This window comes from Pseudomonas sp. 8_5_2 (assembly GCF_059295255.1).
On the sequence record NZ_CM181238.1, the window covers coordinates 2,943,122 to 2,956,177 of the forward strand.

At 61.4% G+C, this 13,056-nt stretch carries 12 protein-coding genes and 1 pseudogene; 7 read left to right on the forward strand and 6 right to left on the reverse strand.

Going from position 1 to position 13,056, the window contains the following annotated elements; genetic code table 11:
* Positions 1-47: 47 nt before the first annotated feature.
* Both AC5O5R_RS13530 and AC5O5R_RS13535 read right to left on the reverse strand, forming a co-directional pair.
* On the reverse strand, positions 48-1,055 hold the full coding sequence (locus AC5O5R_RS13530; RefSeq protein ID WP_172220938.1) for a zinc-binding alcohol dehydrogenase family protein: 1,008 nt from the start codon (positions 1,053-1,055) through the stop codon (positions 48-50).
* Positions 1,052-1,605: pseudogene (locus AC5O5R_RS13535) on the reverse strand (SDR family NAD(P)-dependent oxidoreductase); the annotation flags it as partial. The gene AC5O5R_RS13530 and the pseudogene AC5O5R_RS13535, both read right to left, overlap by 4 nt.
* A 314-nt stretch (positions 1,606-1,919) precedes the next feature.
* Here AC5O5R_RS13535 and rfaD point away from each other — a divergent pair.
* The gene (gene rfaD, locus AC5O5R_RS13540) at positions 1,920-2,951 is read left to right on the forward strand and encodes an ADP-glyceromanno-heptose 6-epimerase (protein ID WP_172220941.1); all 1,032 of its coding nucleotides are present in this window, start codon (positions 1,920-1,922) and stop codon (positions 2,949-2,951) included.
* Between the two features lie 95 nt (positions 2,952-3,046).
* On the opposite strand, the gene AC5O5R_RS13545 is transcribed toward rfaD, so the two are convergent.
* From AC5O5R_RS13545 to paaY, 4 genes are all read right to left on the reverse strand, one after another.
* A complete protein-coding gene (locus tag AC5O5R_RS13545; protein WP_172220944.1) occupies positions 3,047-4,261 on the reverse strand; it encodes a type II toxin-antitoxin system HipA family toxin in 1,215 nt (404 codons plus the stop codon).
* Positions 4,261-4,605, reverse strand: coding sequence for a helix-turn-helix domain-containing protein (locus AC5O5R_RS13550; RefSeq protein ID WP_172221009.1), 345 nt, complete (start codon positions 4,603-4,605; stop codon positions 4,261-4,263). The genes AC5O5R_RS13545 and AC5O5R_RS13550 overlap by 1 nt, the downstream gene beginning before the upstream one ends.
* Before the next feature lie 133 nt (positions 4,606-4,738).
* On the reverse strand, positions 4,739-5,662 hold the full coding sequence (paaX, locus tag AC5O5R_RS13555) for a phenylacetic acid degradation operon negative regulatory protein PaaX (RefSeq protein WP_175586110.1): 924 nt from the start codon (positions 5,660-5,662) through the stop codon (positions 4,739-4,741).
* A gap of 77 nt (positions 5,663-5,739) precedes the next feature.
* Complete coding sequence (gene paaY / locus AC5O5R_RS13560; protein ID WP_172220950.1) at positions 5,740-6,339, reverse strand: phenylacetic acid degradation protein PaaY; 600 nt, start codon at positions 6,337-6,339, stop codon at positions 5,740-5,742.
* A gap of 353 nt (positions 6,340-6,692) precedes the next feature.
* On the opposite strand from paaY, the gene paaF reads away from it, so the two are divergent.
* The 6 genes from paaF (at position 6,693) to paaK (ending at position 12,900) form a co-directional block, all read left to right on the forward strand.
* The gene (paaF, locus tag AC5O5R_RS13565) at positions 6,693-7,466 is read left to right on the forward strand and encodes a 2,3-dehydroadipyl-CoA hydratase PaaF (protein ID WP_172220953.1); all 774 of its coding nucleotides are present in this window, start codon (positions 6,693-6,695) and stop codon (positions 7,464-7,466) included.
* A 35-nt stretch (positions 7,467-7,501) separates the two neighbouring features.
* Positions 7,502-8,293: a 2-(1,2-epoxy-1,2-dihydrophenyl)acetyl-CoA isomerase PaaG gene (paaG, locus tag AC5O5R_RS13570; protein WP_172220956.1), complete on the forward strand. Its 792-nt coding sequence runs from the start codon at positions 7,502-7,504 to the stop codon at positions 8,291-8,293.
* A 2-nt stretch (positions 8,294-8,295) separates the two neighbouring features.
* A complete protein-coding gene (gene paaH, locus AC5O5R_RS13575; protein WP_172220959.1) occupies positions 8,296-9,813 on the forward strand; it encodes a 3-hydroxyacyl-CoA dehydrogenase PaaH in 1,518 nt (505 codons plus the stop codon).
* Positions 9,806-10,246 carry a hydroxyphenylacetyl-CoA thioesterase PaaI gene (gene paaI / locus AC5O5R_RS13580; RefSeq protein ID WP_172220962.1) on the forward strand — a complete coding sequence of 147 codons (441 nt, stop codon included), beginning with the start codon at positions 9,806-9,808 and terminating at the stop codon, positions 10,244-10,246. Before paaH ends, paaI begins: the two co-directional genes overlap by 8 nt.
* Positions 10,239-11,459, forward strand: a complete 1,221-nt coding sequence (pcaF, locus tag AC5O5R_RS13585; protein WP_172220965.1) for a 3-oxoadipyl-CoA thiolase — start codon at positions 10,239-10,241, stop codon at positions 11,457-11,459. Before paaI ends, pcaF begins: the two co-directional genes overlap by 8 nt.
* Positions 11,460-11,580: 121 nt before the next feature.
* Entirely contained in the window at positions 11,581-12,900 is a 1,320-nt protein-coding gene (gene paaK / locus AC5O5R_RS13590; protein ID WP_172220967.1) for a phenylacetate--CoA ligase PaaK, read from the forward strand.
* Positions 12,901-13,056: the final 156 nt, after the last annotated feature.

The following is a 13,056-nucleotide window of genomic DNA, read 5'->3' on the forward strand; positions in this document are numbered from 1 at the left end:
ATGCGGATGAGCCCGCGCTATGGCGCGGGCTTTTGTTTGAGCCGTGATCAGAAACCTTCCAGGACAATCTTGCCTCGGGCCTTGCCGCTTTCGATCAAGGCGTGGGCACGCTTGAGATTTTTGGCACAAATGCTCCCGAAGTGCTCCCCAACAGTTGTTTTCACAATCCCCTCATCGACCAGCTGCGAAACACGTTCGAGGAGTTGGTGCTGCTTGATCATGTCCTCGGTTTTGTACAGTGAGCGGGTGAACATGAGCTCCCAGTGCAATGACAGCGATTTGCGCTTGAGGGGCATGACATCCAGTTGTGCCGGATCATCGATCAGTGCGAGTTTGCCTTGCGGACGAAGCACATCCACTAATTGCCGGAGGTAGGTGTCGGTGTGCGTCAGGCTGATTACGTAATCAATCGGATTCAGTTTGAGCTCTTCCACCTGAAGCGGGATCGGCTCGGAGTGATCAATCACATGATGGGCTCCCAGATCTTTCACCCAGGCTTGAGTCTCTTGCCTTGAGGCCGTGCCTATGACTGTAAGCTGCGTCAACTTGCGTGCTAGTTGTACCAGGATCGAGCCCACACCGCCCGCAGCCCCGACCACCAGGAGGCTTTGACCTTCGCCGCCATTTTCTTCGACGGCTAAACGGTCGAACAGCAACTCCCAAGCCGTGATGGACGTCAGAGGCAGGGCGGCGGCACTGGCATTGTCCAGGCGCTTAGGCTTGTGGCCGACGATTCGCTCGTCCACCACATGGAGCTGGCTGTAGCTGCCGGGTCGATCAATGGCACCGGCGTAGAACACTTCATCCCCTGGCTTGAACAGCGTTACCTCTGGGCCAGTTTCACGGACGACACCGACAGCATCCCAGCCGAGAACTTGTGGTTGCTCACCACCACGGCTAGCCCGAACTTTGGTATCGACCGGGTTGACGGCAATAGCCCGGACTTCGATAAGCAGGTCGCGGGCGCCGATTTTTGGCTCCGGGAGCTCCGCGTCGTATAGAGACTGAGCGTCCTGAATAGGTAATCCGGGTTGTGTGTAAACGACAGCCTTCATGGCGCTACCTCTATGAAAATCAAAAGTGGGCACAGGTTATTCGCTTCGATCAACTCGAAAAACAGCCTCAAAGCAGTAAGACTTTCACGCTTGTAATGAAAGTGGTGCGAGGCGTTCACATCGACCAGGGCACTGTCGACCAGGTCATGAGCGGACATGGCGATGCCGGGATCGAGGTTCTCGACAGGCAGGCCGCCGATCTGCAGAAGTCGGTCGCAGTGGCTCCCGGCAGAATCGCCTGAATCTTGATGCCTTTGTCTGCAAGCTCCTTGTGCAGGGATTGGCTGAAGGCGGTGACGTAGGCCTTGCTGCCACCGTAGACACCGTTGAGCAGCTCTGGCACAAGGCCTGCAATGGACGAAATGTTGATGACGGCGCCTTCCTGGTGGGCGACGAAGCCTGGAATGGCCGCGTAGGTCAGTCGGGTCAAGGCGGTGATGTTGAGGCTGATCATTTCGGCCATGCGTTCGACATCACTATCCAGCAGGCTGGTGTGAGTTCCGATACCCGCATTATTCACCAGCAGGGTGATGCTGGCGTCATCACGAAGTGAGGTCGGAGGCGGGAAGGTGGAACAGGTAGGGACGGGTAAGTGCTTGGTTTTTTCAGGAACGGGGTTTTGTGAAAATCTCAACGGGGGTTAGTGGAAACGGACACAACAAGCACACACTATCGTAATACTGCATTTAACATAATATGCATTATCCGAACCTACGCATTTTGCACGTGAGGCCAGGGGCCACGCAGATTTTAAGACAGCTCAAGCCCCACAATCACCTTAACCCTCATTTCCATGACCCAGGTTAAGGTCACTCATCCTGCCGCACTCAAAATGAAGCTCCGCACCCTCACGGGGATTCTCCTATGAGCATCATCGTAACCGGCGCCGCAGGTTTCATCGGCAGCAATCTCGTACAGGCGCTCAATCAACGCAGCGAAACCGAGATTATTGCGGTCGATGACCTGACTGATGGCGACAAGTTCTGCAACCTGGCCGACTGCGACATCGCCGACTATCTGGACAAGGACGACTTTCTCGAGCGCTTCAGGCTTGGCCAGTTCGGCAACGTGCGCGCGGTACTGCACCAGGGCGCGTGCTCGAGCACCGTGGAAGCCGACGGCCGTTTCATGATGGACAACAACTACCGGTTCAGCCGTGAACTGCTGGCCGTTGCGCAACAACAGCAGATCCCGCTGTTGTATGCCTCGTCGGCAGCGGTCTACGGCGCGGGACAGGACTTTCGCGAACAGCGCGATTGTGAGCGCCCGCTGAACGTCTATGGCTATTCCAAATTCCTGTTCGACCAGCACGTCCGCCGGCAGCTACCCGGTGCACGCAGCCAGATCGTCGGGTTGCGTTACTTTAATGTTTACGGGCCCCATGAGCAGCATAAAGGCCAGATGGCGTCGGTGGCGCTGCACTGTTTCAATCAGTACCAGGTCAACGGCAAGGTCATGCTGTTCGGTAGCTATGGCGATTACCCCAGCGGTGGTCACCTGCGCGACTTCGTGTCCGTGGACGACGTGATCAAGGTCAACCTGTTCTTCCTGGACCGCCCACACTTGAGCGGCCTCTACAATGTCGGCAGCGGCCGAGCACAAACCTTCAACGATGTCGCCCTGGCTGTTATCAATCGCCTGCGCGCGCAACAAGAGCAGCCACCACTTTCATTGGCGATGGCATTGCTCGAAGGTGTTTTGGAGTATGGGGATTTCCCTGATCACCTGCGTGGCAAATACCAGTGTCATACGTGCGCAGACCTGGAACGCTTGCGCGCGCAGGGTTTTGACGCAGCAACGTTAACGGTTGAGCAAGGCGTTTCGCGGTATTGCGACTGGCTGCTGGGAGGGTTCCGCCCGCCCCTTGCTGTTGAACGTCAAGCAGGAGTGGCTTGATCATTTGGACGGCCTTGCATCACCCAGATTGGTATGGGCCAATAATAACTACGCTAAATAGTCATTTAGCGTAGTTATTTATCAGGCTGGTCCAGCTACCTGAGCATACGCTCCGAACTCGTCGCATCGCAGGCCATATCTAGGTCATTACCTGCGAGCACTTGTGCGTAATGATCTTTCAATTCCTGCTCCCAACTCGCCACTTCTTCAAGCCAATGCTCGGCCTGATCGCGCGTCAGCGCAAAATGCGCATGATGACTCAGCAGGTTTGCTCGGCTGATCTGGCTACCCTCTCGGCCAACTGCCATGGCCAAGGCTTTCGCGGGCCCTTCATCAAGCATGGGCAATACGTCGTACATCGGTGAAAGCCGCCACTTCCCGCCAACCCAGATCACTGCATGATTGCGCGGGTGATCATCGGAGTTGCCCACCAGTGCGTTGTAGCACATGCGTTTGAACAGCTCCTGGAGGTCCCCGCTCGGTACACCTCGCCGGCGCATTTCGTCGGCAACAGCAGCATAGCGCCAATCCTTGTGGTGTGGACCGTTCCACTCAGAGTCGAGCAAAGTGAGCGCGCTCAGCATCGGTATGCGCCGTGCGCCCTCGGCAATTGGCGTACGGTCGAAGCGTTCAACCAGCAAGGTGGACGGTTGTTCGGCATGCAGAGCGGTTCGGGCCACATTGATACCCTTCCCTGCCGCAAATGTCATGCAGGCATACTCGATCGTCGGCAAGTCGAAGTGGTCAAACCGATCGCGTGGTTTGGCCAGAATGAGCATCCCTTTGTCCTGCAACGTGCGCTTGGGGCGCGCACCACCCAATGCGGAACGTTGCTGGCGCAGATTCAACGTTGCGATCGATTCATTGTCGAGCTGGCCGTCGTAGACGGCCTCGCATGCCAGAACAAATTTTGCCAACCCCTTGAGGTTCGGCACGGCACCCTCGCCGATGCCTTCGGCAGGTGTTGTGGCGCTACCCGCCATGAGGTTGCCGACGCGGTCGTTGTTAGGAGACTTGAGCAGGAAATCGATGGTACCCAACTCCTGCCCGTAGGCCCGGTGTAGCAGCCGCTCGCCCCAACCATCTGGCATGGCGTCGTTGATGAAGCCGGGTATCCCGCGGTTCTTGGTAATGCCGGCGTAGGCTTCGGCGCGCAGGGGGTAATTGATCGAGTCGGGCACCCAGCCGCCCCGTGCTACCTGGTCGGGAGAATACAGGAACTCTCCCTGCTTGCCTTTGAGGGTAAGACGGCCAAGCGTCACGACCTCGGTCGTTTCGGGGTGCTCCATATAGATGTAGGCGCGGGACATCAGAACGCCTCAGGCTTGGGTTTTGCCAGGCGCACGCGCTTGGCTGCAATCCCCACGGCTGCATCGTCGTCCGGGGCAAAACGTGTGATCTGCGAACGTTTCTCCAGGTCATCCAGCGAGGTGAAGACTACATCGCTCAGACCCAGCCGCCAGAGCACGAGCATGAACGAGCGCAAGTCCACCAGCTCCGATCCGCTCTCGATTTTGCGCAGCACATGTGGCGAAACCCCGATCGCTTCCTTGAGGTCGGCCTGGCGCACCCCTAGCGCCAAGCGTCGTGCTTTGACCAGCAAGCCGATTTTACCGAGGGTATCGGCACATCCCACAGGAAAGAACTCAACCATAAAGGTCACCGGGATCAACCTTAAATTGCCTAAAGTTAACCACAGTACGCATTAAAAATGAAGGCAACAGGTTTAATATTCATGGGGGTAAACCTTATGGTGCATAAGGCTAACCATGCTAGATATTAATTCATCAAGCCAACCCGCCAAAACGCTTGTAGAAGCTCTCGTTCACGTCCGGCAAAGGCCCGTCTGCGGTCTCCAGGGCGGCATTCAACCACTCCTCCGCCTTGGCGAATACCAGGCGATAGAGGTTGCGGCACAACTGTCGTGCAGCCCTTCCCTCCCAATCCCCTGGCAGCAGCTCGTCAGGCAATTGCGGGTCGCGCAGCAGCAGCCGGCGGTACTCGTGAATCAGCAGCGTGCGTGCCAGGAAGCAATCCTGCGCATCAAGCTGCGGCTGTTCCTTCAGCCCTTGCCATAGCGGCCTGAACAGTTGAATGAACTCGCTGTACTGCTGCCCCAGCTCGTCGATACGCCAACTTTCCCGCACCTGGGCGCGCATCGCTTTGGACGCAAGCACTTCCTGGGTGTGGGTTTCGAAGACAATGCTGTCGTCGCTGGCTTCCAGGTCACGCAAGGTGGCGGCCAAGTCGGCGCGGTCTGCCCGCGGGCAACCCAGCAGGTTCGGCGCCATGACACCAAACCCCTGCCACTCCAGCTCTTCACGCAAGGCCTTGCGCTTGCCGGCCTCGAGTTGCGATAGCAGTACCAGCGTCCAGGCCCCGTCCCAGGCTGGCTGGCTGGGGCTGTACACCCGCTTGAAGGCTTTTTCGAAACGCCGCCGGCCGGTGCCGGTCAGGCTGTAATAGCTGCGTCGGCCAACCTTTTCGGCGGTGAGCCAGCCTTCCTTGGTCAGGCGGAAGATCGACGTGCGGATCAGCCGCTCATTGATGCCGATCGGTTCCAGCAGGTTGATCAGGCTACCCAGCCAGACCGTACCGCCGTGGGGCTCGATGGCATCGCCGTACAGGGTGATGATCAGGGAACTGGCGCGGATCGGCGTCTGCTCCTGAAAGCGAGTGATCAGGGTATTGAGTGGGGCAAGATTGCTCATGGGCGAACTGTGCGCGGATAAAGCACCGACTATACCTGTGCGACGGGCCGCCTGGCCAATACGTGAGGCTGGCAGGCTCATGCCGTTACCTGGCCTTTGGGCCGAACACCGGTGTCTTCCATGCGTGGGCGCCCTGCTTCGGCCTGGGCCAACGGCGGGCATTCGACCATGCTGTTCATGCAGCGCTGCGCCAGGTGCTGGTACTCGGCGGTGCCGCGCTGTTTCCAGGCCAGTTCCTGGTCGGTCAACGGGCGTTTGACCTGCGCCGGCGAGCCCATCACCAGGCTTTGCGCCTCACATTGGAACCCGGCTTTGACGAACGCGGTTGCCGCGACGATGCAGCGTGGAGCGATGTGGGCGCCATCCATGACCACCGCGTTCATGCCGATCAAGGCGTCTTCGCCTACGCGGCAACCGTGCAGTACGGCGCCGTGCCCGACATGGCCGTTGCGCTCTACTACAGTGTCGCCCCCCGGGAAGCCATGCATCACGCAGGTGTCCTGCAGGTTGGCACCCTCCTCGAGCACGATGCGACCGAAATCCCCCCTAAGCGATGCCAAAGGGCCGACATAGCACCGAGGGCCGACGATGACATCGCCAATCAGCACTGCGCTGGGGTGCACATAGGCCGTCGGGTGCACTACGGGCGTCAGGCCATCCAGTCGATAGCAAGGCATGGGAAACCTCCTGAAATGATTTGAAGTTCCATGCGATCTTGTATCACATGGAAATGCATCGTCAATCCGATTTGGGATGTATCGCTTTTGAAAGGTTGGGAGATCAGAATCAATAATCAGGGTCCTAGGCCTGAAAAGCTTGAGGTTAGGCCGTTATTCAGTCATGTCAGCGAATGATGGCTTCGTTGCTCATTCGGATAAAGAGATACACGGACAGATTGTTATGCTTGCCTAAATGTATCGCATGATGCATATACTGACTTCACCCGGTCGTGAGCCACCGCCACGCCCCTGCAAACAACAAGAAATGCCGGCCCCACGATGTGCCGTGCGTGCAGCCAGAGGAACCCGACATGCCGCAATATCTCGATGTGCAGGCGCCTGAGAACGGTGTCCAGCTCATGACCTTGCAACGGCCCGAGGCACTCAACGCCCTGTGTACCGAGCTGCTGGCAGAGCTGGCAGCAGCGTTGGCCGCAGCCGCGCAGAACGACCACATCGGCGCCGTGGTGATTACCGGCAGCCGCAAGGCGTTCGCCGCAGGCGCCGACATCCGCGAGATGGCCGAGCGCGATCTGGTCGGCATCCTCAATGACCCACGTGTGGCCCACTGGCAAAGCATCGCTGCGTTCGCAAAACCGCTGATTGCCGCCGTCAACGGCTATGCCCTGGGCGGTGGTTGCGAACTGGTGATGTGCGCCGACATTGTCATCGCCGGCAGCGACGCCCGTTTCGGCCAGCCGGAAATCACCCTCGGCATCATCCCTGGCGCTGGCGGCACCCAGCGCCTGGTGCGGGCCGTGGGCAAGCCGCTGGCCATGCAGATGGTGCTGACCGGCGAAGCCATCACCGCCCGCCACGCCCAACAGGCCGGCCTGGTCAGTGAACTCACTCAACCGGAACTTACCGTGGAGCGCGCCATGCAGGTGGCGCGCAGCATCGCTGCCAAGGCGCCGCTGGCAGTACGGCTGGCCAAGGAAGCACTACTGAAGGCCGGCGACACCGACCTGGCCAGCGGCCTGCGTTTCGAGCGCCATGCGTTTACTTTGCTGGCCGGCACTGCCGACCGCGCTGAAGGTATCCAGGCGTTTCAGGAAAAGCGCCCGGCACGTTTCCAGGGCTGCTGACCCACCCTTTCCACGACTGACGGAGCGAGCCTGTCATGACTTTCCAGCACATTCTGTTTTCCATCGAGGACGGCGTCGCCCTCCTCTCGTTGAACCGCCCCGAACAGCTGAACAGCTTCAACACCGCCATGCACCTGGAAGTACGCGAGGCGCTCAGGCAAGTGCGCCAGAGCAGCGAGGCGCGGGTGTTGCTGTTGACCGGTGAAGGCCGTGGCTTCTGCGCCGGCCAGGACCTGTCCGACCGCAACGTCGCGCCCGGGGCCGACATGCCGGACCTGGGCGAGTCCATCGACCGGTTCTACAACCCCCTGGTGCGCACCTTGCGCGACCTGCCGCTGCCGGTGATCTGCGCAGTCAATGGCGTGGCGGCGGGTGCCGGGGCCAATATCCCGCTGGCCTGCGACCTGGTGCTGGCGGCCCGCTCGGCCAGCTTCATCCAGGCCTTCTGCAAGATCGGCCTGGTGCCGGATTCCGGTGGCACCTGGTTGCTGCCACGCCTGGTCGGCATGGCCCGGGCCAAGGCGCTGGCCATGCTGGGTGAGCGCCTTGGCGCCGAACAGGCCCAGCAATGGGGGCTGATCCATCGCGTGGTGGACGATGTCGCGCTGCGTGACGAAGCCCTTGCCCTTGCCCGTCACCTGGCCACCCAGCCCACCTATGGCCTGGCGCTGATCAAGCGCAGCCTGAATGCCAGTTTCGACAACGGCTTCGATCAGCAGCTGGAGCTGGAGCGCGACCTGCAGCGTCTGGCCGGGCGCAGCGAAGACTACCGTGAAGGCGTGGGTGCCTTCATGAACAAGCGCACGCCGTCATTCACGGGGCGCTGATCATGAGCCAACTCGCAAGCAATGTGCAGGTGGCAGTGATCGGTGCCGGCGCAATGGGCGCCGGGATCGCCCAGGTCGCGGCGCAGGCCGGGCACCCGGTAAAACTGTACGACACCCGCCCGGGTGCCGCCGCCCAGGCGGTGGACGGCATCAACCGGCAACTGGCCCGGCTGGTGGAAAAAGGCAAGTTGCAGCCAGGCGAGCATGAAACGATCAGCGCCCGCCTGTGCCCGGTCGACACGCTCGAAGCGTTGGCCGATGCAGGCCTGGTGATCGAAGCCATCGTCGAGAACCTGCAGGTCAAACAGGCGCTGTTCAGTCAGCTGGAAGCCTTGTGCGGCAAAGACTGCATACTCGCCAGCAACACGTCGTCACTGTCCATCACCAGCCTCGCTGCCGGGTTGTCGCGGCCGCAGCGGGTGGTGGGCATGCACTTCTTCAACCCCGCACCGCTGATGGCGCTGGTCGAGGTGGTCTCAGGCCTGGCAACCGATCCGGCAGTGGCCGCCTGTGTCTACGCAACCGCCCAGGCCTGGGGCAAGAAGCCGGTGCGCACGCGCTCCACACCGGGCTTTATCGTCAACCGTGTGGCGCGGCCGTTCTATGCCGAAAGCCTGCGCCTACTGCAGGAAGGTGCCGCCGATTGCGCCAGCCTCGATGCATTGCTGCGTGACGCTGGCGGTTTCCGCATGGGGGCCTTCGAGCTGACTGACCTGATCGGTCACGACGTCAATTACGCGGTTACTTGCTCGGTATTCGATGCCTTCTATGGCGATTTCCGCTTCCAGCCATCGCTGGTGCAAAAAGAGCTGGTGGACGCCGGTCGCCTGGGCCGCAAGACAGGCCAAGGCTTCTACAGCTATGCCGCAGGCGCCGAACGCCCGCAGCCAGCAGAACTGCACAGCCCCGCCATTGCCGAAACCTGCGTGGTCGAAGGCAGCCTGGGGGTGATGCAGCCATTGGTTGAACGCCTGCGCAAGAACGGTATAGCCGTCACTCAGCGTGCCGGCAGTGGCCTGATCCAGGTGGGCGACGCCACCCTGGCACTCTCCGATGGCCGCCTGGCCAGCCAGCGCGCCCGTGAAGACGGGCTGCGCAACCTGGTGCTGCTGGATCTGGCGCTGGACTACAGCACGGCCAGCCGACTGGCAATCACCTGGTCAGCCGATACCACCGACAGCGCCCGCGATCACGCCGTCGCGCTGCTCCAGCGTGCCGGTCTCAAGGTGACGGCGGTTGCCGACCTGCCCGGCCTGGTAGTGCTGCGCACCGTAGCCATGCTCGCCAACGAAGCCGCCGATGCCGTGCTGCAGAGTGTCGGCAGCGCCGCCGACATCGACCTGGCCATGCGCGCCGGGGTCAATTACCCCTGCGGCCCTCTGGCCTGGGCAGCGGCTGTCGGCATCCCTCATACCCTGCGCGTGCTCGACAACCTGCAGCGCAGCTACGGCGAAAGCCGCTATCGCCCTTCCCTGCTGTTACGCCGTTGCGAAGCCAATGGAGGCACCTTGCATGACTGAAACCGAACTGGCACAAGCCTGTGCCGACGCCATGTATGCCCGTGACCAGGCCAGCCAGGGCCTGGGCATCAGCCTGCTGGATGCCGGTCCGGGTCGGGCGAGCCTGCGCATGCCGGTACGCGCCGACATGATCCAGGGCCACGGCACCTGTCACGGTGGCTTCCTGTTCGCCCTGGCCGACTCGGCGTTCGCCTTTGCCTGCAACAGTTATGACCAAGCCACTGTGGCGCTGGGCTGCAGCATCGATTACCTGGCGCCAGCGCTGCGCGATGATGTGCTGACCGCCCATGCCAGCGAGGTCAGCCGCAAAGGCCGTACCGGCCTGTACGACGTACGCATCGACAACCAGCGTGGTGAGCTGGTGGCGATGTTCCATGGCAAATCCTACAAAGTGCGCGGCACGGTGCTGGCGCAGGAGACCCAAGATGACTGAACACTCCCTCGCCGATGCCTTGATCATCGACGCCGTGCGCACACCCATCGGCCGCTACGGCGGGGCCTTGAGCAGCGTGCGCGCCGATGACCTCGCGGCCATCCCGCTCAAGGCCCTGCTCCAGCGCCACCCCGAACTGGACTGGAAAGCCGTCGACGATGTGATCCTCGGTTGTGCCAACCAGGCCGGCGAAGACAACCGTAACGTCGCCCATATGGCCAGCCTGCTGGCCGGGCTGCCCCTTGAAGTGCCGGGTACCACCCTCAACCGCCTGTGCGGTTCTGGCCTGGATGCCATCGGCAGTGCCGCCCGCGCCCTGCGTTGTGGCGAGGCCGGTTTGATGCTGGCCGGTGGTGTCGAATCGATGTCGCGTGCGCCGTTTGTCATGGGCAAATCCGATCAGGCGTTCGGCCGCTCGGCCGAGCTGTTCGACACCACCATCGGCTGGCGTTTCGTCAACCCGCTGATGCAGCGTGGCTTTGGCACCGACTCGATGCCGGAAACTGCCGAGAATGTGGCTGAGCAGTTCGGTATTTCCCGCGCCGACCAGGATGCCTTTGCCCTGCGCAGCCAGCACAAGGCTGCAGCGGCACAGGCGCGTGGCCGGCTGGCACGGGAAATCGTGCCGGTCGAGATCGCCCAGCGCAAAGGCCCGGCCAAAGTGGTCGTGCACGACGAACATCCGCGCAGCGATACCACCCTTGAACAGTTGGCCCGGCTCGGTACTCCGTTTCGTGAGGGTGGCAGCGTCACCGCCGGCAACGCCTCCGGGGTCAATGACGGCGCCTGCGCCCTGCTCCTGGCCAGCAGTGACGCTGCCCGCCGGCACGGCCTGAAGGCCCGTGGCCGTATCGTCGGCATGGCCGTAGCCGGCGTCGAACCCAGGCTGATGGGTATCGGCCCGGTACCGGCAACCCGCAAGGTGCTGGCACTCACCGGCTTGTCGCTGGCAGACCTGGACGTCATCGAACTCAACGAGGCCTTCGCCGCACAAGGCCTGGCCGTGCTGCGCGAACTGGGCCTGGCCGACGACGACTCGCGGGTCAACCGCAATGGCGGTGCCATCGCCCTCGGGCATCCGCTGGGCATGAGCGGTGCACGCCTGGTCACCACCGCCTTGCACGAGTTGGAAGAGACCGCTGGCCGTTATGCGCTGTGCACCATGTGCATCGGTGTCGGCCAGGGCATTGCCATGGTTATCGAGCGCCTCTGAGCGGCTCGGACCATCGGCCTGTTACCGAACCGAACGCAGCCGTATATGCTGCGCTCATGACACTCACCGTGCGGCCTGCAACCGCTGCCGCGCGGCGTACAAGAACAATTCGAGTGAAGCCATGAACATGTACCATGATGCCGATCGTGCCCTGCTGGACCCGCTGGAAACCGCCAGTATCGACGCCCTGCGCCAGCACCAGCTGGAGCGCCTGCGCTGGAGCCTGAAGCACGCTTACGACAACGTGCCGCTGTATCGCAAGCGTTTTGCCGAGTACGGCGCACACCCCGACGACCTCAAATGCCTTGAAGATCTGGCCAAGTTCCCCTTCACCGGTAAGAACGACCTGCGCGACAACTACCCTTACGGCATGTTCGCCGTGCCCCAGGAAGACGTGGTGCGCCTGCATGCGTCCAGTGGCACCACCGGCAAGCCGACCGTGGTGGGCTACACCCAGAACGACATCGACACCTGGGCCAATGTGGTCGCCCGCTCGATTCGCGCCGCTGGCGGGCGCAAAGGCGACAAGGTGCATGTCTCCTACGGCTATGGCCTGTTCACCGGCGGGCTGGGTGCGCATTACGGCGCCGAGCGCCTGGGTTGCACGGTGATCCCCATGTCCGGCGGCCAGACCGAGAAGCAGGTGCAGCTGATTCGCGACTTCCAGCCCGACATCATCATGGTCACCCCGTCCTACATGCTCAACCTGGCCGACGAGATCGAACGCCAGGGTATCGACCCGCACGACCTCAAGCTGCGTCTGGGAATCTTCGGCGCAGAACCGTGGACCGACGAGCTGCGCCGTTCCATCGAGCAGCGCCTGGGCATCAACGCCCTCGACATCTACGGCCTGTCGGAAATCATAGGCCCTGGGGTGGCGATGGAGTGCATTGAAACCAAGGACGGCCCGACCATCTGGGAAGACCACTTCTACCCCGAGATCATCGACCCGGTCACCGGTCAGGTCCTGCCGGACGGCCAGCTGGGCGAGCTGGTATTCACCTCGCTGAGCAAGGAAGCCCTGCCGATGGTGCGCTACCGCACCCGCGACCTGACCCGCTTGCTGCCCGGTACGGCCCGGCCGATGCGGCGGATCGGCAAGATCACCGGCCGCAGCGATGACATGCTGATTATTCGCGGGGTCAACGTGTTCCCGACCCAGATCGAAGAACAGGTGCTTAAAATAAAACAGCTTTCAGAGATGTACGAGATTCATCTGTATCGCAATGGCAATCTCGACAGTGTCGAGGTGCATGTGGAGTTGCGTGGCGAGTGCCAGCACCTCGATGAGGGCCAGCGCAAGCTGCTGACCGGCGAGCTCAGCAAGCAGATCAAGACCTACATCGGCATCAGCACCCAGGTACAGCTGCAGCCCTGCGGCTCGCTCAAGCGCTCCGAGGGCAAGGCTTGCCACGTCTTTGACAAACGCTTGGCCAGCTGACCCGTTCGGCTTGCCTTCCAGGCCCCGGCATTGTCCGGGGCTTTTTTTTGCATTTTATCTGCCGGCCCTTTCGCGGGTGAACCCGCGAAGAGGCCCGAAAGCGATACACAAATATTATTCGATACACACAAATATGTTTGACGTTATGTTTTGTAT

Excerpts from the sequence above, each read along its gene's own strand:
- AC5O5R_RS13530 (WP_172220938.1), bottom strand. The coding sequence starts at position 1,055 with ATGAAGGCTGTCGTTTACACACAACCCGGATTACCTATTCAGGACGCT.
- rfaD (WP_172220941.1), top strand. The coding sequence starts at position 1,920 with ATGAGCATCATCGTAACCGGCGCCGCAGGTTTCATCGGCAGCAATCTC.
- AC5O5R_RS13545 (WP_172220944.1), bottom strand. The coding sequence starts at position 4,261 with ATGTCCCGCGCCTACATCTATATGGAGCACCCCGAAACGACCGAGGTC.
- AC5O5R_RS13550 (WP_172221009.1), bottom strand. The coding sequence starts at position 4,605 with ATGGTTGAGTTCTTTCCTGTGGGATGTGCCGATACCCTCGGTAAAATC.
- paaX (WP_175586110.1), bottom strand. The coding sequence starts at position 5,662 with ATGAGCAATCTTGCCCCACTCAATACCCTGATCACTCGCTTTCAGGAG.
- paaY (WP_172220950.1), bottom strand. The coding sequence starts at position 6,339 with ATGCCTTGCTATCGACTGGATGGCCTGACGCCCGTAGTGCACCCGACG.
- paaF (WP_172220953.1), top strand. The coding sequence starts at position 6,693 with ATGCCGCAATATCTCGATGTGCAGGCGCCTGAGAACGGTGTCCAGCTC.
- paaG (WP_172220956.1), top strand. The coding sequence starts at position 7,502 with ATGACTTTCCAGCACATTCTGTTTTCCATCGAGGACGGCGTCGCCCTC.
- paaH (WP_172220959.1), top strand. The coding sequence starts at position 8,296 with ATGAGCCAACTCGCAAGCAATGTGCAGGTGGCAGTGATCGGTGCCGGC.
- paaI (WP_172220962.1), top strand. The coding sequence starts at position 9,806 with ATGACTGAAACCGAACTGGCACAAGCCTGTGCCGACGCCATGTATGCC.
- pcaF (WP_172220965.1), top strand. The coding sequence starts at position 10,239 with ATGACTGAACACTCCCTCGCCGATGCCTTGATCATCGACGCCGTGCGC.
- paaK (WP_172220967.1), top strand. The coding sequence starts at position 11,581 with ATGAACATGTACCATGATGCCGATCGTGCCCTGCTGGACCCGCTGGAA.